Below are 23346 nucleotides of genomic sequence, written 5' to 3'. Positions count from 1 at the left end.
AATGGCACCAAAAGGCTACAGAACGGATTCTCCTCATGAGTTTGACGCGCCGTTTGGCTGCGGGCCTGCCCGTTGCCGGCGTCACCGCTTTCGCTGCCCTGGCTCTCACCGGAGCGCCCGCCGCGGCCACCGGTAACGACGCTGCGGCCCGCGCCATCAACCCCGCCGTCATGACGACTCCGTGCGCCAACGGCGAGCGTGACGAGGACTGCGGCGGCTACGGCAGCGAAGCGCCGAACGACAACGCCACCAGCCCGACCCGGGGCAACCCCGGCTACGGCGGCGAGAGCCCGTCCACCTCGCCGACCCCGTCGCCGAGTTCACCGAGCTCGTCGACGCCGACGCCGAGCGCCAGCGTCGACACCGTCCCGCCGGGCGGCGAGAGCCCGGAGACCTCCCCGCCGGCCTCGCCGACCCCGAGCAAGAGCACCCCGGGTGGCGGCGTGAGCGCGGGCGGCACCCTGCCGCTGACCGGCGCGCCGATGGGCACGACTCTGGCCATCGGTGCGGTCCTGCTCGCCGGTGGGGCGGGCGCGGTTGTCGCGTCGCGTCGCCGTCGCGCCTGACGCTTTTTTCCGACACGGCCGTTCACCCGGTTTCCGGGCGGGCGGCCGTGGCCGTTGCCGGATTATGGTCTTGGCATGGCCAAGCCCGCCGAAGAGATCGAGGTCGCGGGGCATCCCGTGCGCCTGACCAGCCCCGACAAGGTGTGCTTCCCCGCGAAGGGCTACACCAAGCGGGACGTTTTCGACTACTACCTGGCGGTCGGCGACGGCATCATGCGCGCCCTGCACAACCGGCCGACCACGCTGCAGCGGTTCCCCGACGGCATCGACGGCGAGATGTTCTTCCAGAAGCGCATCTCCACCCGCGGGGTGCCGGCCTGGGTGCAGAAGGCGGAGATCACTTTTCCCAGCGGGCGCACGGCCGAGGAGCTCTGCCCGGCCGACCTCGCGCACGTGGCCTGGGCCGCGCAGATGGGCACTGTCGTGTTCCACGCCTGGCCGGTGCGCGCCGCCGCCCCCGACAACCCGGATGAGCTGCGCATTGACCTCGACCCGCAGCCGGGCACCGACTTCGGCGACGTGATCAGCACCGCCCAGGTGGTCCGCGAGGTGCTGGCCGACCTCGGCTGGACCGGCTACCCGAAGACCTCCGGCGGTCGCGGGGTGCACGTCTACGCCCGGATCCGGCCCGAGTGGTCCTTCATCCAGGTGCGCCGGGCGGCGATCGCGCTGGCCCGCGAGGTGGAACGCCGCCGCCCGGACAAGATCACCACGTCCTGGTGGAAGGAGGAACGCGGCGAGCGGGTGTTCCTCGACTACAACCAGATGGCCCGCGACCGCACGATCGCCTGCGCCTACTCGCTGCGCGCCAACGAGCGGGCCACCGTGTCCACCCCGGTGACCTGGGACGAGCTGCCCGACGTGGAACCGGATGACTTCGACCTGCGAACGGTGCCCGCCCGCCTGGCCAAGATCGAGGACCCGCACCAGGGCATCGACGACATCTCGTACGACCTCGGCCCGCTCCTGGAATGGGTGGAGCGCGACGAGCAGGCCGGTCTCGGCGACATGCCCTATCCGCCCGACCACCCCAAGATGCCGGGTGAGCCCAAGCGCGTCCAGCCCTCCAAGGACCGCGACCGGCCTAAAGCTTGATCTTGAAGCCCTCGTGCGACTGCTCGAACCCGAGCGCCGCGTAGAACCGGTGCGCGTCGCCGCGGCGCTTGTCGGTGGTCAGCTGGGCCATGGCGCAACCACGTTCGCGCGCCCGATCCAGCGCCCACCGGATCAGCTTCCCGCCGAGCCCCCGGCCGCGCAGGTCGCTGCGGGTGCGCACGGCCTCGATGGTCATGCGTTCCGCGCCGCCGCGGCTCAGACCCGGGATGAAGGTCAGCTGGCAGGTGCCGGCGATCTCGCCGTCGAACTCCATGACGATCAGCTCGTTGCGCGGGTCGGCGTCGATCGCCTCGAAGGCGGCCCAGCAGGCGGCGTCGGTGGACTCGGTGGCCCGCAAACCCCGGCTGCGGGTGATGTCGTCGTCGGCCAGCAGGTCGAGAAGGATCGGTACGTCGGGCCGTTTTGCGATCCGGAAGGTGGGTTCACTCACCCCGCCAGATTGCCACGATGGATCACATGGTTCTCGCGCCGTTCCGTGCCGTGTACCGGGGGCTGGTGTGGCTCGCCAACTCGCCGAAGACGTTGATTCTGTCGTACCTGATGCTCATTGCGGTGTGCAGTGTGCTCTACCACGGCTTCGAGGACAACGCGTCCTACGGCGATGCGGTGTGGTGGGCCGTGGTGACCGCCTCGACCGTCGGGTACGGCGACATCTCACCCGAGACGTGGCAGGGCCGGCTGATGGCGGCGGTGCTCATCTCGGTCATGGTGCTGGTCGTGGTGCCGCTGATCACGGCTCACTTCGCCAGCAAGCTGATCGTCGACCACGACGCGTTCCAGCACGAGGAGCAGGAGGAGCTCAAGCACAACCTGCGCCGCGTCCGCCAGCTCCTGGAGGAACTGGCCGAACGCGAGGGCATCAGCGCGCGGGACACCTCAGGCCCTGCTGGGGCACCTGGAGATCGATGAGGTAGCGGTCCACGGCGGTCACGATGCAGCTCGTACTCGGGTACGCGGTGTGGCCCTCGCCCTCCCAGGTGAGCACGTGCCCGGTGCCGAGCATGCCGGCCAGGTGCGCGGTGTTCTCGTACGGCGTTGCGGGGTCCCCGGTGGTGCCCACGACCACGATCGGCGGCGCGCCGTTGGCCGTGCCGGTGGGGTACGGATCGCGCTTGGCCGGCCAGAAGACGCACGGCATCATGCCCACCGCCATGGACGCGCCGAACAGCGGGTACTTCTTACGCCAGTCGCTCTGCAACTGGCGGATCCGGTCGATGGTCAGCGTCTCGGCGGAGTCCGCACAGTTCACCGTGTAGTTGGCGTCGAACAGGTTGGAGTAGCTACCGTCCGGCTTGCGGTCGGCGTATTCGTCGGCAAGGTCGAAGACACCCTCCGGGTTGCCGCCTTGCAGGTCATCGATTGCACGGGCCAGGCGCACCCAGCCGGTCTCGGTGTACAACGACGAGATCACCGACAGGAACACCCAGCCCGAGGTGGCCTCGCGCCCGTCGGTGCCCTTCAACGGCGACGCCTGCGCCTTGGCCAGTGCGTCGGTCACCGCCTTGCGCGGGTCGGCGGAGATCGGGCAGCGGGTCGCGTTGGCCTTGCACCAGGTGGTGAAGTTGGTGAACGCCCGCTCGAAGCCCTTGGCCTGGGTCTCCGAGGAGGCGATGGTGTCCAGCTTCGGGTCCACCGCGCCGTCGAGCACCAGCGCGCGGACCTTGTCCGGGAACAGTTGCGCGTAGGTGGCACCGAGCAGGGTGCCGTACGAGAAACCGAGGTAGGTGGTCTTCTGATCCCCGACGGCGGTGCGGATCGCGTCCATGTCGTGCGCGGCCTGCTCGGTGCTGAAGTTGGTGAGCTGATCGCCGTACTTGCGGCCGCACTCGTTGCCGATCCGCTGGTTCAGCGCGACGGCCTGCTGGAATGCCTCCTCCGAGGCCGGGTCGGGCTCCATCGCGAACGAGGCGTCCTGGTCGGCGTTGCTGATGCACTTGACCGGGCTGGAGCGGCCCACCCCGCGCGGGTCGAAGCCGATGATGTCGAACTTGTTGGTGATCTCGGTGGGCAGCCCGCCGAGCGTCTGACCATACGAGAGGTAGATGGCCAACTCGATGCCCGAACCGCCCGGACCGCCGGGGTTGATCAGCAGCGAGCCGACCCGGTCGGTCTGGTCCTCCGAGCGGACGCGGATCATGGCGACGGTGTACGTCTTGCCGCCCTGCGGGGCGTTCCAATCCTGCGGCACCGCGACCGAGGCGCAGTCATAGGCCATGCCGGAAGCGCCCTGACCGACAAGTTTCTGCGGCACCTCCGGGCACGGCGTCCACTGGGCCTGGGTGCCGGGCACGGCCGGGGGCGCGCTGCCTGCGCTGGTGCCGGGCGCGGCGCTGTCATCCTCGGGCGCGAACGCCGGCAGCGTGCAACCAGCGGTCGCGATGACCGTCACGGCCATCGCGGCCAGAACCATGCGGGGGGTACGCGACAAGGTGCGACTCACGCCACGAGGCTACGCGCCGCCCGCTGCCCTCGTGGTCAGCGGCTCGTCAGGACATCCGCCAGCTGGAAGCGGACCGGGCGTTCGAGCTGCTCGTACGTGCACGTGCGGGGCTCGCGGTCGGGGCGCCAGCGCTCGAACTGCGCGGTGTGGCGGAAGCGTTCGCCTTCCATGTAGTCGTAACGCACCTCGACCACGCGTTCCGGGCGCAACGGGATGAACGAGAGGTCCTTGCCGGCGTTCCAGCGGCTCACCTCGTTCTTGCGCGGGGTGCGCTCACCCGACTCGTGCGCGGCCCAGTTCCACGGGTGCTGGTCGAACGTGGTGACCAGGTGCTGCATCTCGACGAACAACTCCTCGCGCACCTTCATCGGGAACGAGCCGATCACGCCGACAGAAACCAGCACGTCGCGCTCGTCGTAAAGCCCGAGGAGCAGCGAACCAATCCGGTTCTCGGCCGATTTGTGCACGCGATAACCGGCCACGACGCAGTCCGCCGTACGTTTGTGCTTGATCTTGGTCATGACCCGCTTGTCCGGCTCATAGCCCAGATCCTTGCCCTTGGCGATCAGCCCGTCGAGCCCGGCGCCCTCGAACTCGGCGAACCAGCGCCGCGCGGTGTCCAGGTCATCGGTGGCCGGGGTGACGTAGACCGGAGGCTTGGCGCCGGCCAGCGCCTCGACCAGCCGGGCCCGGCGCTCGGCGAACGGCCGCTCGCTCAGATCCTCGTCACCCAGCGCCAGCAAGTCGAAGGCGACGAACGCGGCCGGGGTGGTCTCGGAGAGCAGCTTGACCCGGCTCGCGGCGGGATGGATGCGCTGCTGCAGGGCCTCGAAGTCCAGGGTGTTGCGCTCGGTGTCGGCGACGATCACTTCGCCGTCGATGACCGCGCGTTCCGGGAAGTTGGCCAGCACAGCCTCCACGACCTCGGGGAAGTAGCGGGTCATCGGTTTCTCGTTGCGGCTGCCGATCTCCACCTCGGCCCCGTCGCGGAAGATGATCGAGCGGAAACCGTCCCACTTGGGCTCGTAGAGCTGCCCCGATGGGATGTCGGCGACCGGCTTGGCGAGCATCGGCTTGACAGGCGGATTGATCGGCAGGTCCATGCCGACAGTCTCCCTGCTCACGCCGTGTTCACGCCATCGGATCGCGGGTAGAAGGGGGCCATGAAAACGCGTGTGGTGGTGTTGACCGGGGCTTCAAGCGGAATCGGCCGGGCTGCCGCGCTCGCTTTTGCCAGGCGAGGGGACAAGGTTGTGCTCGCCGTGCGGGGGCTGGCCGGGCTCGAACGGGTTGCGGCGCAGTGCGGGGGAGCGGCGGTTGTCGTACCCACCGACATCGGCGTGCGCAGCGAAGTCGAAGAACTCGCCGAGGTGGCGGTCGAACAGTTCGGCCGCATCGACGTCTGGGCCGACTCGGCGGCGGTGATGGCGTACGGCCGTTTCGAAGACGTCCCGCCCCAGGTTTTCGACAAGGTGGTCAGCACGGACCTGTTGGGCACCGCAAACGTAGCCCGAGCCGCGCTGCGCGTGTTCCGAGCCCAGGGCCACGGAACGCTCATCCTGTCCAGTTCCCTGCTCGCACACATCACCGCGCCCTACATGTCCTCGTATGCGACCGCCAAGTGGGGTGCCCGCGGGTTGGTTCGCACGCTGCGCCAGGAAACTCGCGACAACAAGAACATCCACATCTGCCAGCTCGTGCCGGGCAGCGTGGACACGCCCATCTACACCAGTGCCGCGAACTACGCCGGCTTCGTGGGTCGCCCGCCGCCCCCGGTCGACACTGCCGAACGCATGGGCGCCGCCGTGGTGCGCCTTGCCGACAAGCCGCGTGGCGAGCTGTCGGTGGGCCTGGCCAACCGCTTCACCGAGTTCGGCTTCACGGTCCTGCCGCCGGTGTACGACGTGCTGGTCGGCCCGATGATGAGCCGGCTCGGCCTGTCCCAGAAGCGCACGCCGCCCGGTACCGGAAACGTGTACCAGCCTCAGCCGCGCGTTGAAGGGGGCCCGCTGCGGTTGGGGCGGGGCGGGTTCGCTGCCGCGGGGGCGGTTGCGGTTAGCGGTGTGGCGGCGCTGGCGTTGCGCCGGTTCGGGTTACGCCGTTGAGGTGTCTGCGCTGGGCTGAGCCGGGTTACGCCGTTGAAATGTCTGCGCTGGGCTGAACCGGGTTACGCCGTTGAGGTGTCTGCGCTGGGCTGGGCCGGGTTACGCCGTTGACAGGTGGGCCCGCCTGCGTAGGCGGATCGACGACAGCCCTCCGACCAGGATCAGGAGGACGGCGAAGGTGATCGCGGCGTGCAGGCATCCCCGGGTTACGTAGCCGGTGCCCGCGTCGTGCTCGATCGCGTACGTGCCGATCTCGCGCGAGAACCAGAACGGCAACACGTGTGCCACCGTCTTGTCCGGGTTGAGCAGTATCTGCAGGCACACCACGGACAGCAGCACGAGCATGCCCTCCAACTCGCGCGGCAGCAGCGCACTGACCGCGAGCCCGAGCGGCGCCGACACCGCCACCGTCAGCGCCATGAGCAGGACGACAGCCTCGTACCGCACGTGGTCGATGTCCAATCGGATCAGTAGGAAGAACGGCACGCACACCGTGCACCCCACCGCCCACAACGCCACCAGCCGACCGAGGTAAAGCTGTGAAGCCGAGTAGCCGGACAACCGCAAGCGCGGATCCATCGTCCGCGCACCCATGCCGGCGAACAGCGCTGCGGTGCTCAGCGTGAACCCGATGCCGAGCGTCACCATGCGCACCGACTGCCAATAGGCCTCATCGCGGCGGCTGTAGTAGAAGAGCAGCGGCAGCAGGACCAGCAGCAGGAGCACCCCGCGCCGGCGGACGATCTCGCGCAGCGCCATCTCGGCGACGACCAGAATGCGGTTCATCGTTGGTTCCTCGGGGACAGATCGAGCACGGTGTCGGCACGGTCCAATTCGGCCAACCGGTGAGTTACCACGACGATCGCCTTGCCGGCGTCGCGCCACTGCCACACCTGCTGCCAGAAGTCCAGGTAGCTGCCGTTGTCGAAGCCCTGATACGGCTCGTCGAGCAGCAGTACATCGGGATCGCCCAGCCCGGCCAGCACCAGGTTGAGCTTCTGCCGCGTGCCGCCGGACAGGTGCCGGGCTGGCTTGGCTGCGTGCCCCCGCGGCCAGTCGAGGGCTGCGGCCGCCGTCCGGCCCTGCGCTATCGAGGCTGTGCGGCGAATGCCCCGCCCCGCGCCCACCAGCACGAAGTGCTCGTCCGGGGTGAGAAAGCCGGCGGTGCCTCCGTCCTGCGGGCAGTACCCGATCGTGCCGCGGAGGCGGACCTGACCCTCGTCGGGGGAGTCCAGCCCGGCGCAGATGCGCAGGAAGGTGCTTTTGCCCGAACCGTTACCGCCGATGACGGCCACTGCCTCGCCCGCGTGGACGCTCAGGTTCACGCCGGTGAGGACGGTTGTGCGGCCGTACCGTTTGCTGATGTTGCTGGCCTGTAAGCGGGGCGCACCGCGATCGCGCGGCGGCGCAGTGCCCCGGATGCTGTCCACGACCGTGACGGCATAGGCGGTTGGCGGCCCGAAGACCTCCATCGGAGGGCGTCCGCTGTCGCGCAGGTGGGCGGCCGCCTCGGCGACCACCTCGGCCGGGTCGATCCGGCGGCGGTGCAATTCGGCCGCGAGCGCGGCGAGCCAGTCCTCGACTGTCATGGAACCTCCATGATTGCGGTGACGTTGCTGACGAACACGGCCCAGTCGGCCGACGCCTGCCGCAGCGTCGCCGTGCCCTCATTGCTGAGCCGGTAATACTTGCGCGCCGGGCCGCTCGTGCCGGCCCGCCAGTCGGAGAGCACCAACCCGAGTCGCTCCAGGCGGAGCAGCGCGGGGTAGAGAGTGCCGCCGGCGATCGGGCCGAGGCCGCTCTTCTCGAGGCGCTGACCGATCTCATAGCCATAGGACTCCCCGTGCGCGAGCGCGCCGAGCACGCACAGGTCGAGCACGCCCCTGAGCCATTGCTGCCGTCGCTCCACGCCGCACAAGGTAGCACCACTACCTAGTCACCTCGTTCCGGCCATTGCCCGCGGCCATCGATGGTGTTGTTGGTTGCTTCATGTTGAGTCCGCCCTTGGGGCAGGGTGCAAACTCACGCCATGACTCGCAGCGACCTCGGGTTGTCCATCGCGCAGTTCGGCCGCCAGGCCGGGCTCTCCATAAAGGCTCTTCGCCTCTACGACATATCCGGCCTGCTGACGCCTGCTTCCGTGCATCCCGTCAGCGGTTACCGGCGCTATGCGTCGAGCCAGCTCGAACGCGCCCGGCGCATCAGTCTGATGCGGCAGTTGAACATGCCGTTACCGATTGTCGCCGAGGTGCTGGCCGGTTCGGCGCAGGAAGCCATCGACCGCCTCGACCAGTGGTGGGCCGGGCAGGAGCAACTGGTCTCGGTGCGCCGCCAGAGCATGGGCTGGCTGCGCACGCAACTGCTGACGAGCGGCTCTGACGCACCCTCATATCCGGTACGCCGGCGGTGGGTGCCCGCCACAAACATCGCTTCGATTCGGTTCGAGACCGATCAGCAGAACCTGCTCGACGTGATCCAGCGCGGACAGTGGGAGATCCGCAACCTGCTGGAGGCAGCGGCCGCCATCACCACTCGCGAGCACTGGGTCATCTTTCACGGCTTCGTCACGCCGGAAAGCGTCGCGCCGATCGAGGTGTGCGTGCCGTTCACCGGGCCGGTCGAGCCTGCCTGGGACATGGTCATCCGCGTCGAGCAGGCCCACGACGAGGCTTACGCGACAGTCTCCCGCGACGACTGTTTCTATCCCCGCATCATGACCGCGTATGCGGCAGTGGAGTCATACATGTCCGCGGCCGCCCTGCCGGTGATCGGGCCGCCACGCGAGATCTACCTCGACAGCTGGATCAATGTGGCCGGCTCGGATCCCTTTGTGCACGTCGCCATGCCGTTTGTCTCACCGGAGGAATGAAATGGACTACACCCGCCAGACCGCCTACTCGGATCCACGCTCATACGCCCCGTTACTCACCGGGTTGCCGTCCGATCCAGCGCGGCTGGGCGCTGCAATCCGGAACCTTGTCGTCCATTATCGCGGCGCCGGCATCGAGTTTCCTGACGACCGTCTCGCTGAGATAGACAACCGCTGGGTGGATCGCATCATCGCCTGCGATCAGCAACGCTTCCCCGGCTCCCTGCTGGGACCACGGCCTGTCGAGGACCGCGTCGTGGGTTGTTGCCGCGATTTCGCCTTGCTCAGCGTCGCGGCACTCCGGCACCACGGCATACCGGCCCGCAGCCGGGTGGGCTTCGCGGATTACTTCACCCCCGATTTCCACGTCGACCACGTCATCACGCAATGGTGGGACGGCGCTGGCTGGCATGCGATGGACGTGGAGGTCGACCCGTCGTGGGCTCTGCCGGTCGACGGGCTCGATGTGCCGCTACGCGCCGGTGGCTTGGTTCCGGCGTCGCAGGTCTGGCTTGCCTATCGGCGTGGTGAGATCGACGTGGAGACGTATGGGGTTGCCACCAATCTGCCGTCCCTGCGCGGCGCCTGGTTCGTCCGCAACTATGTCTTCAACGAGATGGCCCACCGCTATGGCGACGAGCTGCTGCTGTGGGATCTCTTCGGCTTGCAGTCGACAGAGCTGGATGGCGATCTGGGCCTGATCGACGAGTTGGCGGTTCTCCTGTCGGCCGCCGACGAGGGGGACGACACCGCTGACCGCATGCTTGAGGACCGATACCGCACAGACCCTCGCTTGCATCCCGGCCGCACGGTGCAAAGTCTGTCGCCTCGTCTTTCCAAGGCTCAGGAAGTGACTCTGGCGCGATGACGGGCTCGCCGGATCTCGCAAAGCTGGATCTAGCAAAGAAAGCGTTCGCCGTAGCGGTGATGATCAGTTCATCACCTGGGTGCCGATGGCGGTCAGCAGGTCGAGCTTGCTGCGGGCATCGGTGCCGGGGCGCGGCGTGTAAACCACCAGCCGCAGGTCGGAGGCACTGATGGAAAGCACGTTGGACTCCAACGCGATGAGCCCCACCTCGGGGTGCTGGACTGTCTTCGCCGCGCTTTCGTGCACGGCCACCGTTTGGTTCGTCCAGAGCCCGTGGAAACGGGGGATCCGTTTCAGCATCGTGATCAGCGCCGCGACGTCCGGGTCGTTCGGATACCGGCCGGTCGTGGCGCGTAGGTCGGACACGAGGGAGTCCTCGAACGCGGCGCGCTCGGCCGGAGTCTGGCGGACCCGGGACGGCTCGCCGGGGAACTGCCGGATCAGCACGTTGCGATCGCCGGCCTGGGTTGTCGGGTCGCCGAAGGTTGCGGCGTGCAGGGCATTCCAGTGCAGCATCCGCCAGGTGGCGTCGTACACCGCGAGCGGGCTGCCGGTGAGCTGGTCCATGATCCGGTGCAGGCTTTCCGGGATCAGCCGCGGGACCCGCCCCGGATCGGCGGCATGGCCGGCGAGGCGTAGCAGGTGGGCGTGCTCGTCGTCCGACAACCGCAGCGCGCGGGCGAGGGCCGAGCAGACCTGCGCCGACGGTGTCGCGGCGCGGCCTTGTTCGAGCTGCACGACGTACTCGACCGAGATGCCGGCCAGCATGGCGAGTTCCCCGCGGCGCAGGCCGGGCACCTGGCGCGGCGAGTTGTGTGCCAGGCCGACCAGGGCGGGGTCAAGCCGGCCGCGCCAAGCTCGGATGGCGGCACCGAGTTCGCTCATTCCCCCATGCTGCCGCAGTCAGGGAGCTGCTGAGTGGTACCGGCTTTACCACCATGGCCTTTGGCTCCCGCTACGAGCCGCGACGACCCAGGATCGAGCCATGACAACGACACTTGCCCTCGCCGATGACCTGGTGCTGAGCCGGATGGGCTACGGCGCCATGCAACTTGCCGGGCCGAACGCCTGGGGTCCTCCCCGGAATCGCGCCGAAGCGGTTCGCGTGCTGCGTGCCGCCGTGGAGCTGGGGGTCACGCATCTGGATACCAGCGACTACTACGGCCCGGCGGTTACGAACGAGATCATTCGAGAGGCGCTGCATCCGTACCCGGATGATCTGCGCATTGTGACCAAGCTGGGCTTCCGCCGGGGAGCGGGCGGCACCTGGGAGCCCTCCCCGCACGATCTTCGCGAGCAGGTGCACGGGAACCTGAAGAATCTCGGGCTTGACGTACTCGACGCGGCCAACCTGCGCGCGGCAGGACCCGGCTCGATCGCCGAGCCTTTTGCGGAGCTGGTTGCACTGCAGGCCGAAGGTTTGATCCGGCACCTCGGCCTGTCCAACGTGACCGTCGAGCAGGTCGCTGAGGCTCGCGCCATCGCGCCCATCGTGTTCGTGCAGAACCAGTACAACCTGATCAAGCGCGATGACGACGACCTGATCGACGCGCTCGCGGCCGACGGGATCGCCTTCGTGCCGTTCTTCCCGCTGGGCGGCTGGAGCCCGCTGCAATCCGCGGTGCTCGACGAGGTGGCGGCCGAGGCCGGAGCGACGGCGCAACAGACCGCCCTGGCCTGGCTGCTGCAGCGCTCACCCACAATGCTGGTGATTCCGGGTACGTCCTCGGTGGCGCACCTGCGCGAGAACGTTGCCGCGGCTGCGCTGGAGCTACCCGCCGAAGCGGTCACCCGGCTCAACGGCTTGGCCGCGAGCTAGGGCAAGGGGGTGGGGTGGTGAGCACGCAGGCCGTCGAGGGAGATGGTGACCAGCCGGGTCCAGGATTTGTCGTCCGGTGTCACTTTGACCGTGAAGCTGAGCGATTGCAGCATCAGCAGCAGGTCCTCGCGAGTGACGCCGGGTCGCAGCAGGTTCGCGGCGCGGGCACGGGCGAGCAGTTCGTCGATGATGTCGCCGAGCACGGCGATTTCGTCGGACGGGCGCGACCAGCCGGCGACCACGCAATCCATGACGGCATGCTGGCGGGCACACCCCCGCAGCGCCTGATCGAAGAAGGCGGTGAGCCCGGTCCACGGGTCGGCGGCCGTGGCGGCGGTGCGGACCCGGGCCACCCAGGCGCTGAACTGCTCGTGGAGCACCTCGGCGAGCAGGTCCTCCTTGCAAGGGAAATGCCGGTAGAGCGTGCCCATCCCGACGCCGGCCCGCTGCGCGATGTCGCGGACGTCGGCGGCCCCGCCATGCTCGTCGCAGGCAGCGCGAGCGGCCCGCACAATCGCCGTCCGGTTTCGCGCAGCATCAGCCCGCAACGGCCGCGGGTCGGCCTCCCGGCCGGAACGCGGCGGCTTGTCGGCCTCCCGGCCGGAACGCGGCGACCTGTCGGCCTCTCGGCCGGACTGCGGCGACCTGTCGGCCTCTCGGCCGGACTGCGGCGACCTGTCGGCCTCCCGACTGGGAAGCAGTCCGCCGGCATCCTTCCGGCTGACCTGCGGCGGCCCAGCAATGCCTCCTTCGGAAGCCGGCTCAAGCCCAGCGGAGGCGGTCACGCAACGAGTTTATCGTCACTGCTGGCAAACCGGAGCGCATGTTACGTTTTTGCGGAGCAGGCGCTCCGCTTGCCCGGCCTTTTCCGGAGGATGATCGTGAACCCGTTGTTCCGCCCGTTCGACCTGGCCGGGCTTTCCCTGCCCAACCGCATCGTGATGGCGCCGATGACGCGGTCCTTCTCGCTGGGCGGGGTGCCGGGGCCGGACGTTGCGGCCTACTACGCACGCCGGGCGGCCGGCGGCACCGGGCTGATCGTCACCGAGGGCACCTACGTCGGGCACCCCACCGCAGGGACCAGCCACCGGGTGCCGCGCTTCTACGGCGAGGATGCCCTGACCGGGTGGCGGCACGTGGTCGATGCCGTGCACGCCGCCGGGGGCAGGATTGCTCCGCAGCTCTGGCACGTTGGCGCCGTGCGGCGACCGGGTGCCGGACCGGTGCCGGATGCGCCGCCGGTGGGGCCTTCGGGTCTTGACCTTGAGGGCGCGCCGCTGGCTGTTGCGGGTGCCGAGCTGACGGTGTCCGACGTGGACGCCATCGTTGCGGCCTTCGCCGAGGCCGCCAGGGCCGCCAAGGAGATTGGGTTCGACGCGGTCGAGCTGCACGGCGCGCACGGGTATCTGATTGACCAGTTCTTCTGGGAGCGCACCAACCGGCGCACGGATGCCTATGGCGGCGATCCGGTGGCTCGGGCCAAGTTCGCGGCCGAGATCGTGGCGGCCGTGCGCTCCGCGGTGGGGCCGGACTTCCCGGTGATCTTCCGGATGTCGCAGTGGAAGAGCAGCGCGTACGACGCCAAGCTCGCCGATGACCCGGAGACCCTGGAGCGCATCCTCAACCCGCTCGTGGTGGCCGGTGCCGACGCCATCCATGCGTCGACCCGGCGCTACTGGCAGGCCGAGTTCGAGGGCTCGGACCTCAACCTCGCCGGCTGGGTGAAGAAGCTGACCGGTCGCCCGGTGATCACGGTGGGCTCGGTCGGGCTGGATGTCGTGTTCACCGACTCGCTTTCCGGGCAGGGCCAGCCGTCGCGCACCGAGATCGGGCCGCTGCTCGAACGCCTGGAGCGCGACGAGTTCGACCTGGTGGCCGTGGGGCGCTCGCTGCTGGCCGATCCGGAGTGGCCGAACAAGGTGCGCGAGGGGCGCTTCGACGACGTGGTGGCGTACGAGAACAGCGTCTTGAAGCAGTTGATCTGACGCCCCCCGGGGTAGTGAACATCCCGAACTACCAGGTGATGGGCAACCCGAACGCGGTCATGTCCTGCTCGTGGTGGGGGATGAGGCCGAGTGAGCGGTAGAACGGGTGGGACGTCAGCGCCCCCGAGGTGCCGGGAGCGTCGGTCGAGAGGATGAAGAAGCGGCAGTGCTCGTACCGCTTCTTCAGTTCCTCCATGAGCAGGCGCCCCACCCCGCGCCGCTGGAAGTCCGGGTGAACCAGCAGGTCCTGCACGTAGCAGACCGTGACGCCGTCGGAGATCGTGCGAGCCAGCCCGGCCAGGCGCCCCCGCTCATCCCGCGCGGTCAGCAGCAGGTGCGAGCCGGTCAGCGCACGCACCAGCAGCTCGGGGTCCTTGGTGTAACCCTGCCAGCCCACGGCGTTGTACAACGCGCAGGCCTCATCCGCCGGCAGGCCCGGGACGGCCGTGATCTGCATGGCTCAGCGCACCAGCAAAGCCAGCAGCCGGTCCAGCTCGGCGCCGGGATCCTCGGTCAGGCCCATGTGCACCGGCCCTGCGCGCAGGATGGTGCTGCGCGGGGCCACCATCCAGCGGAACCGCTCACCCTGCTTCAGGTCGCGGGCCGCGCCTCCATCCGCGCCTCCCGCGCAGGTGATCTCCCACGACTGCAGCGACGCGCGGATGGCGTCCAGGTCGGCGTTGGCGTCCAGCGCCAGCAGCCGCCCCTCGTGCAGGTGGGTTCGCGCCGCCAGGAAATCCCGGCGCTGGCTGTACAGCACGACGCCGACGTTGATCAGTTCGCCGCGTTCGACGCGGGGCATGGCCTGGATGACGGCGTACTCGTAGGGCGCCATCATGCCGGCACCCCGCTCGTGGCGCGCCATCATGCCGGCACCCAGGCGGACGGCTCGGCCGCGCGGGCCAGCAGGTGATTGCGGTACGCCGACCGGGCCGCGTCCGCCGTTTCGAAGTCGAACGCGGCGAGCCATTCGTCGGGGGCCAGCGCGAGCACCTCGTCGAGCAGGTCACCGGTCAGCTGCGGCACCAGCTCGGCCGCGGCCGCCGGGAGGGTCGTCGCGTACGGCTTGAGCACGTGGTCGTCCCACTTGTACCGCCGGTGCACCATGGCTTCGGCGCGCGGCCAGTTGTGGTGGAAGTACAGCGTTGCCCCGTGATCGATGAGCCACAGGTCGCCGTGCCAGACAAGCAGGTTGGGGTTGCGCCAGCTACGGTCCACGTTCTCCACGAACGCGTCGAACACGAGCACCCGCGAGGCCAGCTCAGCTTCCACCGGGTGGGCCACCGGGTCGTACCCGAGCGCACCGGGCAGGTAGTCCATCCCGAGGTTGGCGCCGGCGCTGGCCTTGATCAGCTCCTGCACCTCCTCGTCGGGCTCGGCCCGGGCCACCACCGGGTCGAGCTGCACGACGACGAGTTCGGGCACCGGCAGGCCCAGCCGGCGGGCCAGCTCACCCGAGATCACCTCGGCGACCAGCGCCTTGGGTCCCTGGCCGGCGCCGCGGAACTTCACGACGTACGTGCCGAGGTTTTCCGCCTCGACGATTCCCGGCAGCGAGCCGCCTTCGCGTAACGGCGTGACGTAGCGGACGGCAGTGAGCTCAGGCAGCACCGGACCAGCTTAGAGAGGCCCCTGCCGCCGCAGATCCTCGACCTTGGTCAGCGCGTCGCGCAGGCCGGTGAGCCATTCGTCGGTGTGCTCGCCGACCAGGCGAACGCACCAGGCCAGCGCCTCCGAGCGGCTGCGGGCCACCCCGGCGTCGACAAGCGTGTCGAGCACCTGCCGTTCGGGTTGGCGCAGCCGGGTCATGACCGGCGCGGACAGGTGGGTGAACAGTTCGTTGGTGTCGCCGCAGCGCACGCCCCAGGCGACTTTGCGCTGGTAGCGGTGCTCGATCTGGCGGGCCACCCGGATCCGGTCGTCGCGGGTGTCCTCGCGGAACTGGTTGATCCGGCCTGCCTGGGCGGCGGCCTTGTCGGCGTCGGTGGCTTCGGCGCTGAGCTCGGGTGCGTTCACCCGGCCCCAGATGATGATCTCGTCGCGGTCGATGACGACCTGCGGCGGCTCGGTGAACCAGCCGTCGGACACGGCGCCGGTGATCCAGGCGGCTGCGTCGTCGGCGGGTGGGGGCTCGGTCCGGTTCCCGGACGGTTGACGGAAGCGCATGATTACATGCTTACACCGCTACAGGCACAACAGCTAGAGGACAAAAGCATCGGTCCACAACTGACGGGTACGACCGGACAGCGCATCCATCAACGCCACGGCCTGCCCATCCGTCAGCGCGGCAACAAAGTCGATCACCGCTCGACCGCGCGCCCGCGCCACGTGGTCCGGGGTGCCATCGGCCAGTTCGAGCTCCGCCAGCTCCACCAGGTCGACCAGCCGCCGGGGCAGCCGCTGCGCCTCGTCCGGGTCGGCCAGCCAGTCCAGCAGCGCGCCGACCAGCGACTCCAGCAACCGGGCCTGCCCGCGCTGATGCAGCGCGAGATCGGGGCGGGCGAGCACGAACCGGTTCTGCACGAACTTGAGGATCTGCACCTCGTGCCACTGCGCCGGGGCGAGCAGCACGTGCCCCGAGCGCACCGCCGGGGTCCGGGTGACCTCGATCGACTCGACCAGCCGCCTGGTCCAGGTCGCCGAGAACGCCGCGACCTGCGATTCAGCCTCCAACGAGCCGTCGAACGGGACGCTCAGCAGGCCATCGACGAGTTCGGCGCGTACCTGCTCGACCGCGGCGGCGAAGGCGTCGTCATCGGCCACCCAGCCGTCCTTGCGGTGCAGTTGGCGGCGCAGCGCCTCGATCGAGCTGCCCGGGCGGCGCTGATCCAGGTCCTCGTCGGCGACCGTGGCGAACGCCGTGCGCTGCCAGGCCATCAGCTCGGCGGCCACCGAGCCCTGCTGCAGTACCCCGACGCGGTGCACGTCCTCCAGATCGTGGATGGCGTACGCGATGTCGTCGGCGGTGTCCATCACCGAGGCCTCGGGGGTCTGCTGCCAGCCGGCCACCACCCCGGCGAACGGCTCCCGCGCGTCGATCATGTCGCCGATCTCGGTGGAGTAGGCACCGAACTTCAGCGAACCGCCGTCCGGGTCGTCGGCCGGCGCCGCGGCACCACGCGGCGGCGGATCCATGAACCGCGGGTGCGGGCCGGGGTGGCTGCGCCGGGTCCACGGGTACTTGAGGATGGCGGCCCGCGTCGCTGCGGTCAGGTTCAACCCGATGGTGGCCTGGCCACGGATCTCGGTGCTGGTGACGATGCGGTACGACTGGGCGTTGCCCTCGAAGCCGTCGCGCAACCGCAGCCGCTGACGGGCCAGGTTGTCCAGGACCCGTTCGCCGAGGTGGCCGAAGGGTGGGTGACCCAGATCATGGGCCAGCGCGGCTGCCTCCACCACGTCCGGGTCGCAGCCGCCGAGTTTCGCAAGCTGATCGGCGTACCGGATGAGCAGTTTCTCGGCAATCGCCCGGGCCACCGAGGCAACCTTGAGACTATGGGTGAGCCGGTTGTGCACCAGCAGCCCGGCCCCGCCCGGCGAGATCACCTGGGTGACCCCGGCCAGGCGGGCGAAGAACGGCGAGCTGACGATCCGGTCCCGGTCGACTCGGAACGGGCTGGTGGCAAGGTCGCCGGGGGCGACGAGGCCGTCTCCGAAGAGGCGCCGGGCGCGGGGATCGTCCATGCGTCCGACGGTATTACATGAGGTCAGCGCGCCTGGAGGGCGTCCAGGGCAACCGCCATCGCGGCGATCAGGCGCCGGTCGAGCTGCGGGTCGTGGATGGTCACGACGTAGCGGTCGCGCAGGCCCCACTTCTTGATCACGCTGAACGCCGGGCGGTCGCCCAGGAGGAATTCGAAGTGGTACGGCAGCCACGACAGCGAGTCGACGAAGCGGCGCAGGACCGCCACCACCATGTTGGTCTCGCGGCCGATCATCTCGCCGTAGCCGGGCTGCTCAAGGTGCCACGTCGAGCGCAGCAGCGATTCCTTCCAGTTCTTGCGGAACAGGCCGATAGGGCTCCCGGCCGCGTCCGTCACGTCGTAGGTCGCGCCCAGGTCGATGACCTGACGGGCCTTGAAGCCGAGAACGGGAGTGGTCTTGGTGTCGTCGGTGTAGAGCGTCACCTGCTCCTTGAACGCCATCCGCTTCTGCTGGGCGAAGGCGAGGATGCCGGCTTCGGAGCCATCGGGGGCGACGGCGTGGATCTCATATTGGTTGACCATCAGCCGAACGCGCTGGCGCACGTGCAACTGCTGCTGGTTCTGCAAGGTGTCGACAGTCACGGCGGGCAGTGTGACATACCTCGCGTGGTGGCGATGTACCCGATCGGCCAGACAAACTTGGGTGGACGTCTCAGATACACCGACTCGGAGGAACCGCGCTATGGCGATACGAAAAGGGGCCTGGGTGGCCCTCGCGCTGGGAGCGGCGGCGGTCTGGGCCGCCCACGACGTCCCGCTGCAGATGGGCTCCCGGCGCATCGGCAAGCGCGCCGTTGGTGACCGCGGTGAGCGCTACCGGCGGTCCCCGCAGTTCTCCGGTGGCAAGTTCCGCAACACCGAGCCCGCCTCCGACGAGATCACTGCCGCGTCCATGCCGCGCCTGCTTGCCGCCACGCTGACCGGCCGCGAGCGGCGCCATCCGGGCTCGCCGATCCCGCTGGTCAAGCCGGAAACCGGCGGCGACGGGCTCTATGTGACCTGGTACGGCCACTCGTCAGCGCTGATTGAGATCGAGGGCCGCCGGGTCCTGCTCGACCCGGTGTGGAGCGAGCGCTGCTCACCCTCGCGGTTGCAGGGCCCCAAGCGGCTGCACGAGCCCCCGGTGGCGCTGCGCGAGCTGCCGCCCATCGACGCCGTGGTGATCTCACACGACCACTACGACCACCTCGACATGGACAGTATCCGCAACCTGGTCGACCTGCAGGCCGCGCCGTTCCTGGTGCCGCTGGGCATCGGCGCGCACCTCGAGCGCTGGGGCGTGCCGGCCACCCGGATCATCGAACTCGACTGGGACGAGAAGGCCACTGTCGCCGGCCTGGAGTTCGTGGCCACCGCGGCCCGCCACTTCTCCGGCCGCGGCTTCTCCCGCGACGAGACGCTCTGGGCCTCCTGGGTGATCAACGGCCCGACCCGCAAGGCCTTCTACTCCGGGGACACGGGTTACTTCCCCGGGTTCAAGGAGATCGGCGAGCAGTACGGTCCGTTCGACGTCTCGCTGGTGCAGATCGGCGCGTACGGCGACGCGTGGCCGGACATCCACATGATCCCCGAGGACGGCGTGGCCACCCACGTGGACGTGCAGGGCGGCTTGATGATCCCGGTGCACTGGGCCACGTTCAACCTGGCCCTGCACGACTGGCCCGAGCCGGCCGACCGCGCCTGGGCCGAGGCCAAGGCGCGCAACGTCAACCTGGCGGTCCCCCGTCCTGGCGAGCGGGTTGATGTCGACAACCCGCCCGCCGTGGACGGCTGGTGGCAGCAGCTCTGAGCCGGGTTACGGGGCGGCGTTCAGCAGGTCGAGCGCCGAGTGCCGGCATGCGTGGGCCGTACGCGTCGGTGCTGTTGCAGTTGCCGGCGTACGCCGTGTCTGCCTGGAGTTTCAGGTAACCGGCGTACGCCGGCGTTCGTCGCGGCGTTGAGCACCCCGAGCCCGCGCAGGATGCCGTGGGCTGGTCCTTTGCGCGCGCAGTGAGGGGGTCCGCCCGCTGCCGAGGCGCGCAGATCCGTACCGATCAGGACACCGTCTGGCGCATTCGCTGCTCGGCGGCGGCGCTGCGGATCACCATCAGGCGCAGTTCGAGCTCGTCGGACACCATCGACGCCAGGTGTTCGAGGGCCTTGAGCTGGCGCGGGGTCGCTTCGCGGGGGCGGTTGTCGATCACGTTGACGGTGCCCAGGCGGTAGCCGTCGTGGGTGCGGATCGGCGCCGCCGCGTAGAAGCGCAGGCCCAGCTCGCCGCGGACCAGCGGGTGTTCCAGGGTGCGGGGGTCGACAGCGGCGTTGTTGATCACGTAGACGTCGTCCTGGGCGATCACCGACGCGCACAGGCCGGGTTCGCGGCCCACCGAGCGCACCCCGGTCAGGCCCTGGCACGCCGCCAGCCACACCAGGTCCTGCTCGACCAGGGAAACCGTGGCGATCGGGGTCTCAAAGATGGCGCCCGCCACGAAAGCGATCCGGTCATAGGCGTCCTCGACCGGCTGATCAACCAGCCGGTAGCGGCGGACGGCGTCGAGCCGGCGCTGCTCGTCGAGGCTGATGTTGTCCAGATATTCGTATGCACCGCCCGACACGGGACTGTTGTTGGTCATGCGTCGAGCTTAGGGAAACTTTCGGGGGGCACCGCAACCGCTGAGCCGTTAAAAATCGGCTGTGGGGTTCCTGAAAGTGCGAATGTCGCACAACCTGTCGGGTAGTAGCCATCCGTGACACCACCGATAGCCGCCGTAGTCGGACAACTCGCCCGGGACCTCGTTCTCACCGTGGAGGCCGTTCCCGAGGGCGGCGCTGCCGCAGACGCGGGCGAGCGCCGGGAACAGCTCGGTGGTAAGGGCGCCAACCAAGCGGTCGCGCTGGCGCAATTCGGGGTACGTCCCAAGCTCATCGCCGTCGCCGGGGACGACACGATCGGCGACGTCTTGCTCGGGCAGGCCCGTGCCGATGGCATCGACACCACCGGGGTGGTCCGGCGGCGCGGCTCGCTGACCGGGCTGATCGTCGAGGTGCTCGAAGCCGATGGCACCTGGCGTTACCTGCAGCATCTCCCCGAACCGGTGCTGCTGACCCGGCGGGACGTCGAAGCTGCTCGGGCGCTCATCGAGGGGGCCGGCGCTGTGGTCGTACAGCTGCAACAGCCTGCCGAAGCGACCCTGGCCGCCGCCGGGATGGGCCGTCAGGCCGGGGCTTTGATCGTGCTGGACGGGGTGCCGGAGGAGTCGCACCTGGCCACGGCCGATGTGATCCGCGCGGATGAGCAGGAAGCGGGCCTGCTGCTGGGCGGCGCTGCGACGGTCGACAAGGCCCGCGCGCTGCTGGACAAGGGGCCGAAGCTGCTCGCACTCGGCGTTGACGATGGCAACCTGTTCGTGTGGGCCGACGGGCACCTGCACCTGCCGTTGACCACCGAGAAAGTGGTCGACACGACCGGTGGTGGCGACGCTTTCACCGCGGCGCTGACTGCAGCTTTGCTGCGCGGCGAGGACTATCCGGCGGCTGCGCGGTGGGCGGTGGCCGCGTCGGGAGCCACCGTGGGACATCCGAGCGGGCGCCCGAGCCTGCGCACCGAGGAACTGGAGAAGCGCGTGCGGGAGCTGGCCGGTGAGTGAGATCGGACCGGCCGAGCAGTGGGCCGTACGGGAGACCAGCCTGGCCGGCAAGGCGCTGGGCACCGGGTCGCTGCGCCAGGCGGAATCGGTGTTCGCCCTGGCCAATGGGCATATCGGTCTGCGCGGGAACCTGGATGAGGGCTCGCCGGTGGGGATGCCGGGGACGTACCTCAATTCCCTCTATGAGGAGCGTGACCTCACCTACCCCGAGGCCGGGTACGGGTTCCCCGAGCGCACCGAGACGATCATCGACGCCCCCAACGGCAAGCTCATCCGGCTGGTCGTGGACGACGAGCCGTTCGACCTCCGGACCGGGGTGCTGCACCGCCACGAACGCTGCCTCGACCTGCGCGCCGGAACCCTGCAGCGCGACGTCGACTGGGAATCGCCGACCGGCACCCGGGTACGCATCCGCAGCACCCGGCTGGTCTCGTTCCCGCACCCCTCGGTCGCAGCCATCCGCTACGAGGTCGAAGCCGCCGACCGGGACGTTCGCGTGCGCATCGAGTCCGACCTGCTCGCCAACGAGGAGCAGACCGACCAGCGCGACGACCCGCGCGCCTCGGCCGCCGTGCAGTCCCCGCTGCGCTCGCTGGAGCACTCCGACGACGTGTTGCACCACCGCACCCGGCGCAGCGGCATCGAAGTCGCGTCGGCGGTCGCCCACACCAGCAGCATCGGCAAGCCGGACATGTCTTCGGAGGAGGACCTGATCCGGGCCGTGCTCGAGGTGAGCGTGCCCGCCGGGGAGACGCTGCGGGTGGAGAAGTTCCTGGCCTACTCGTGGGCCGAGGACGATGTCGTGGACCGGGCTCTTGAGGCCCGCGACAAGGCGGCCGAGCTGGGCTTCGACGAGCTGCTGCGATTGCAGCGCGAGTATCTCGACGACTTCTGGGCCGGCGCCGACGTGGAGCTCGACGGCGATCCGCAGGTGCAGCAGGGCGTCCGGTTCGGGCTGTTCCACGTGCTGCAGGCGGGGGCCCAGGCCGGTCCGCACCCGATCGCGGCGAAGGGGCTGACCGGCAACGGCTACGACGGCCACGTGCTGTGGGACACCGAGACGTTCGTGTTGCCGCTGTTGACGTACACCCATCCCGGTTGTGTGGGTCTGGCTCTTCGCTGGCGGCATCAGGGACTCGAGAAGGCCCGGGACCGTGCCCGTGAGCTGCGGCTTTCCGGCGCGTCCTACCCGTGGCGCACGATTTCGGGCGGGGAGAACTCCGGGTATTGGCCGGCCGGGACCGCCGCGCTGCACGTCAACGCCGACATCGCGGCCGCGGTTCTGCGTTATGTGCACGCCACCGGCGACGAGGAGTTCCTGCGCGAGGCCGGTCTGGACATCCTGGTCGAGACCGCCCGGCTCTGGCACGGCTACATCCACGTGGACGACGACGGGGTCGCGCACATCGACGGCGTCACGGGTCCGGACGAATACACGGCGCTGGCCGACGACAACGCCTTCACCAACCTCATGGCGCAGCACAATCTGCTCGGTGCCGCGACGTTCGAAGAGCAATTGCGCGAGCGCGGGATCAGTGCCGACGAGATCAGCGGGTGGCGCTCGGTGGCGCAGAAACTGACTGTTCCGTACGCCCAGAACCGCGCCGTGCACGAACAGCACCACAACTTCACCCGTCGTCAGGAGTGGGACTTCGACGCCACCAGCGACGACGACTACCCGCTCATGCTGCACTTCCCCTACCTCGACCTGTACCGCCGCCAAGTGGTCAAACAGGCCGACCTGGTGCTCGCGATGATGCTGCGCCCCGACGCGTTCACCCGTGCGGAGAAGGAACGCAACTTCGCCTACTACGAAGCCCGTACGGTCCGCGACTCATCGTTGTCGGCTCCCGCGCAGGCCGTGCTGGCCGCCGAGACCGGGCACTTGGAGCTGGCGCACGACTACGTCGCCGAGGCGGCGCTGCTCGACCTGCGCTCGGGCGGCGAGGCCAGCGGCGACGGCCTGCACATCGCCGCGTGCGCCGGGGCCTGGATCGCGCTGGTGATGGGCTTCGGTGGCATGCGCGACCACGACGGCAAGCTGTCGTTCAACCCGCGGCTGCCCGGTCACCTGCCCCGGCTGCGCTTCTGCCTGCGCTGGCGGGAGAGCCGCATCGAGGTCGTGATCACCCCGTCGCAGGTCACCTACGCGGTCACCGAAGCCGACATGACCTTCGAGCACGACGGCGCCCCCATCTCGGTACGGGCCGGCGAAACGGTCACCAAGCACCTCGACCCCGTGCCCACC

26 protein-coding genes are annotated in these 23346 nt (G+C 69.2%); 11 read left to right on the top strand and 15 right to left on the bottom strand.

The features are described from left to right. The first annotated feature begins 35 nt into the window (after window positions 1-35). Both TFC3_RS25245 and ligD read left to right on the top strand, forming a co-directional pair. Complete coding sequence (locus TFC3_RS25245) at window positions 36-566, top strand: LPXTG cell wall anchor domain-containing protein (protein ID WP_153040384.1); 531 nt, start codon at window positions 36-38, stop codon at window positions 564-566. A 75-nt stretch (window positions 567-641) separates the two neighbouring features. Beyond that, window positions 642-1661, top strand: coding sequence for a non-homologous end-joining DNA ligase (gene ligD / locus TFC3_RS25240; protein WP_067504732.1), 1020 nt, complete (start codon window positions 642-644; stop codon window positions 1659-1661). Here ligD and TFC3_RS25235 read toward each other — a convergent pair. Further along, window positions 1651-2112 (bottom strand): GNAT family N-acetyltransferase, encoded by a 462-nt coding sequence (locus tag TFC3_RS25235; protein ID WP_067504728.1) that lies wholly within the window; start codon window positions 2110-2112, stop codon window positions 1651-1653. The two genes, ligD and TFC3_RS25235, sit on opposite strands and share 11 nt — an antisense overlap. Before the next feature lie 17 nt (window positions 2113-2129). Here TFC3_RS25235 and TFC3_RS25230 point away from each other — a divergent pair, with 17 nt between their 5' ends. Beyond that, window positions 2130-2591 (top strand): potassium channel family protein, encoded by a 462-nt coding sequence (locus TFC3_RS25230; RefSeq protein ID WP_067504725.1) that lies wholly within the window; start codon window positions 2130-2132, stop codon window positions 2589-2591. On the opposite strand, the gene TFC3_RS25225 is transcribed toward TFC3_RS25230, so the two are convergent. Then, on the bottom strand, window positions 2542-4092 hold the full coding sequence (locus TFC3_RS25225) for an alpha/beta hydrolase (RefSeq protein ID WP_153040491.1): 1551 nt from the start codon (window positions 4090-4092) through the stop codon (window positions 2542-2544). The genes TFC3_RS25230 and TFC3_RS25225 overlap by 50 nt on opposite strands. Before the next feature lie 65 nt (window positions 4093-4157). After that, window positions 4158-5225, bottom strand: coding sequence for an ATP-dependent DNA ligase (locus TFC3_RS25220; RefSeq protein ID WP_067504721.1), 1068 nt, complete (start codon window positions 5223-5225; stop codon window positions 4158-4160). A gap of 60 nt (window positions 5226-5285) precedes the next feature. Between TFC3_RS25220 and TFC3_RS25215 the strand changes: the two genes are divergently transcribed. Next, a complete protein-coding gene (locus TFC3_RS25215) occupies window positions 5286-6227 on the top strand; it encodes an SDR family NAD(P)-dependent oxidoreductase (RefSeq protein WP_067504718.1) in 942 nt (313 codons plus the stop codon). A 99-nt stretch (window positions 6228-6326) separates the two neighbouring features. Here the strand turns inward: TFC3_RS25215 and TFC3_RS25210 are convergent, their stop codons facing one another. From TFC3_RS25210 to TFC3_RS25200, 3 genes are read right to left on the bottom strand one after another with little or no spacing between them, the layout of a single operon-like run. Further along, a complete protein-coding gene (locus TFC3_RS25210; protein ID WP_067504715.1) occupies window positions 6327-7013 on the bottom strand; it encodes an ABC transporter permease in 687 nt (228 codons plus the stop codon). Then, window positions 7010-7816 (bottom strand): ATP-binding cassette domain-containing protein, encoded by an 807-nt coding sequence (locus TFC3_RS25205; RefSeq protein ID WP_067504713.1) that lies wholly within the window; start codon window positions 7814-7816, stop codon window positions 7010-7012. Before TFC3_RS25205 ends, TFC3_RS25210 begins: the two co-directional genes overlap by 4 nt. Then, the gene (locus tag TFC3_RS25200; protein WP_067504710.1) at window positions 7813-8136 is read right to left on the bottom strand and encodes a PadR family transcriptional regulator; all 324 of its coding nucleotides are present in this window, start codon (window positions 8134-8136) and stop codon (window positions 7813-7815) included. Before TFC3_RS25200 ends, TFC3_RS25205 begins: the two co-directional genes overlap by 4 nt. Window positions 8137-8256: 120 nt before the next feature. On the opposite strand from TFC3_RS25200, the gene TFC3_RS25195 reads away from it, so the two are divergent. Next, entirely contained in the window at window positions 8257-9096 is an 840-nt protein-coding gene (locus TFC3_RS25195) for a MerR family transcriptional regulator (RefSeq protein ID WP_067504706.1), read from the top strand. Window position 9097: 1 nt separating this feature from the next. Then, a complete protein-coding gene (locus TFC3_RS25190; RefSeq protein WP_067504703.1) occupies window positions 9098-9964 on the top strand; it encodes a transglutaminase-like domain-containing protein in 867 nt (288 codons plus the stop codon). Between the two features lie 63 nt (window positions 9965-10027). Here the strand turns inward: TFC3_RS25190 and TFC3_RS25185 are convergent, their stop codons facing one another. Beyond that, window positions 10028-10849: a helix-turn-helix transcriptional regulator gene (locus TFC3_RS25185; protein WP_067504700.1), complete on the bottom strand. Its 822-nt coding sequence runs from the start codon at window positions 10847-10849 to the stop codon at window positions 10028-10030. 100 nt (window positions 10850-10949) lie between these two features. Between TFC3_RS25185 and TFC3_RS25180 the strand changes: the two genes are divergently transcribed. Then, entirely contained in the window at window positions 10950-11783 is an 834-nt protein-coding gene (locus tag TFC3_RS25180) for an oxidoreductase (RefSeq protein ID WP_067504697.1), read from the top strand. Here TFC3_RS25180 and TFC3_RS25175 read toward each other — a convergent pair. Then, the gene (locus TFC3_RS25175; protein ID WP_236718308.1) at window positions 11780-12295 is read right to left on the bottom strand and encodes a TetR/AcrR family transcriptional regulator; all 516 of its coding nucleotides are present in this window, start codon (window positions 12293-12295) and stop codon (window positions 11780-11782) included. The genes TFC3_RS25180 and TFC3_RS25175 overlap by 4 nt on opposite strands. Window positions 12296-12658: 363 nt before the next feature. Between TFC3_RS25175 and TFC3_RS25170 the strand changes: the two genes are divergently transcribed. After that, window positions 12659-13768 (top strand): NADH:flavin oxidoreductase, encoded by a 1110-nt coding sequence (locus TFC3_RS25170; protein ID WP_067504692.1) that lies wholly within the window; start codon window positions 12659-12661, stop codon window positions 13766-13768. Between the two features lie 28 nt (window positions 13769-13796). Here TFC3_RS25170 and TFC3_RS25165 read toward each other — a convergent pair whose 3' ends face one another. The 6 genes from TFC3_RS25165 to TFC3_RS25140 are packed head-to-tail and all read right to left on the bottom strand — an operon-like array spanning window position 13797 to window position 18054. Continuing rightward, window positions 13797-14225 (bottom strand): GNAT family N-acetyltransferase, encoded by a 429-nt coding sequence (locus TFC3_RS25165; RefSeq protein WP_067504689.1) that lies wholly within the window; start codon window positions 14223-14225, stop codon window positions 13797-13799. Between the two features lie 3 nt (window positions 14226-14228). Further along, window positions 14229-14636, bottom strand: a complete 408-nt coding sequence (locus tag TFC3_RS25160) for a DUF3037 domain-containing protein (protein ID WP_369819649.1) — start codon at window positions 14634-14636, stop codon at window positions 14229-14231. Further along, entirely contained in the window at window positions 14633-15379 is a 747-nt protein-coding gene (locus TFC3_RS25155; RefSeq protein ID WP_067504683.1) for a HipA family kinase, read from the bottom strand. The genes TFC3_RS25160 and TFC3_RS25155 overlap by 4 nt, the downstream gene beginning before the upstream one ends. Before the next feature lie 9 nt (window positions 15380-15388). After that, on the bottom strand, window positions 15389-15934 hold the full coding sequence (locus tag TFC3_RS25150; RefSeq protein ID WP_067504680.1) for a hypothetical protein: 546 nt from the start codon (window positions 15932-15934) through the stop codon (window positions 15389-15391). A gap of 33 nt (window positions 15935-15967) precedes the next feature. Beyond that, the gene (locus TFC3_RS25145; RefSeq protein WP_067504676.1) at window positions 15968-17452 is read right to left on the bottom strand and encodes a deoxyguanosinetriphosphate triphosphohydrolase family protein; all 1485 of its coding nucleotides are present in this window, start codon (window positions 17450-17452) and stop codon (window positions 15968-15970) included. A gap of 23 nt (window positions 17453-17475) precedes the next feature. Further along, window positions 17476-18054, bottom strand: a complete 579-nt coding sequence (locus tag TFC3_RS25140) for a hypothetical protein (protein WP_067504672.1) — start codon at window positions 18052-18054, stop codon at window positions 17476-17478. 100 nt (window positions 18055-18154) lie between these two features. Between TFC3_RS25140 and TFC3_RS25135 the strand changes: the two genes are divergently transcribed. After that, window positions 18155-19261: an MBL fold metallo-hydrolase gene (locus TFC3_RS25135; protein WP_067504669.1), complete on the top strand. Its 1107-nt coding sequence runs from the start codon at window positions 18155-18157 to the stop codon at window positions 19259-19261. 244 nt (window positions 19262-19505) lie between these two features. Here TFC3_RS25135 and TFC3_RS25130 read toward each other — a convergent pair whose 3' ends face one another. Then, entirely contained in the window at window positions 19506-20084 is a 579-nt protein-coding gene (locus TFC3_RS25130; RefSeq protein WP_067504666.1) for a GAF domain-containing protein, read from the bottom strand. Between the two features lie 114 nt (window positions 20085-20198). Here TFC3_RS25130 and TFC3_RS25125 point away from each other — a divergent pair, with 114 nt between their 5' ends. Beyond that, complete coding sequence (locus TFC3_RS25125) at window positions 20199-21098, top strand: PfkB family carbohydrate kinase (protein WP_067504663.1); 900 nt, start codon at window positions 20199-20201, stop codon at window positions 21096-21098. Continuing rightward, window positions 21091-23346: glycoside hydrolase family 65 protein (locus TFC3_RS25120; protein ID WP_067504660.1), on the top strand; the 2256-nt coding region annotated here is incomplete at its 3' end. The genes TFC3_RS25125 and TFC3_RS25120, both read left to right, overlap by 8 nt.

This window comes from Actinoplanes sp. TFC3 (assembly GCF_001553785.1).
Classification (GTDB): domain Bacteria; phylum Actinomycetota; class Actinomycetes; order Mycobacteriales; family Micromonosporaceae; genus Actinoplanes.
The sequence above is the reverse complement of the archived record's forward strand: the minus strand, read 5'-3'. Positions and strand labels throughout refer to the sequence as shown.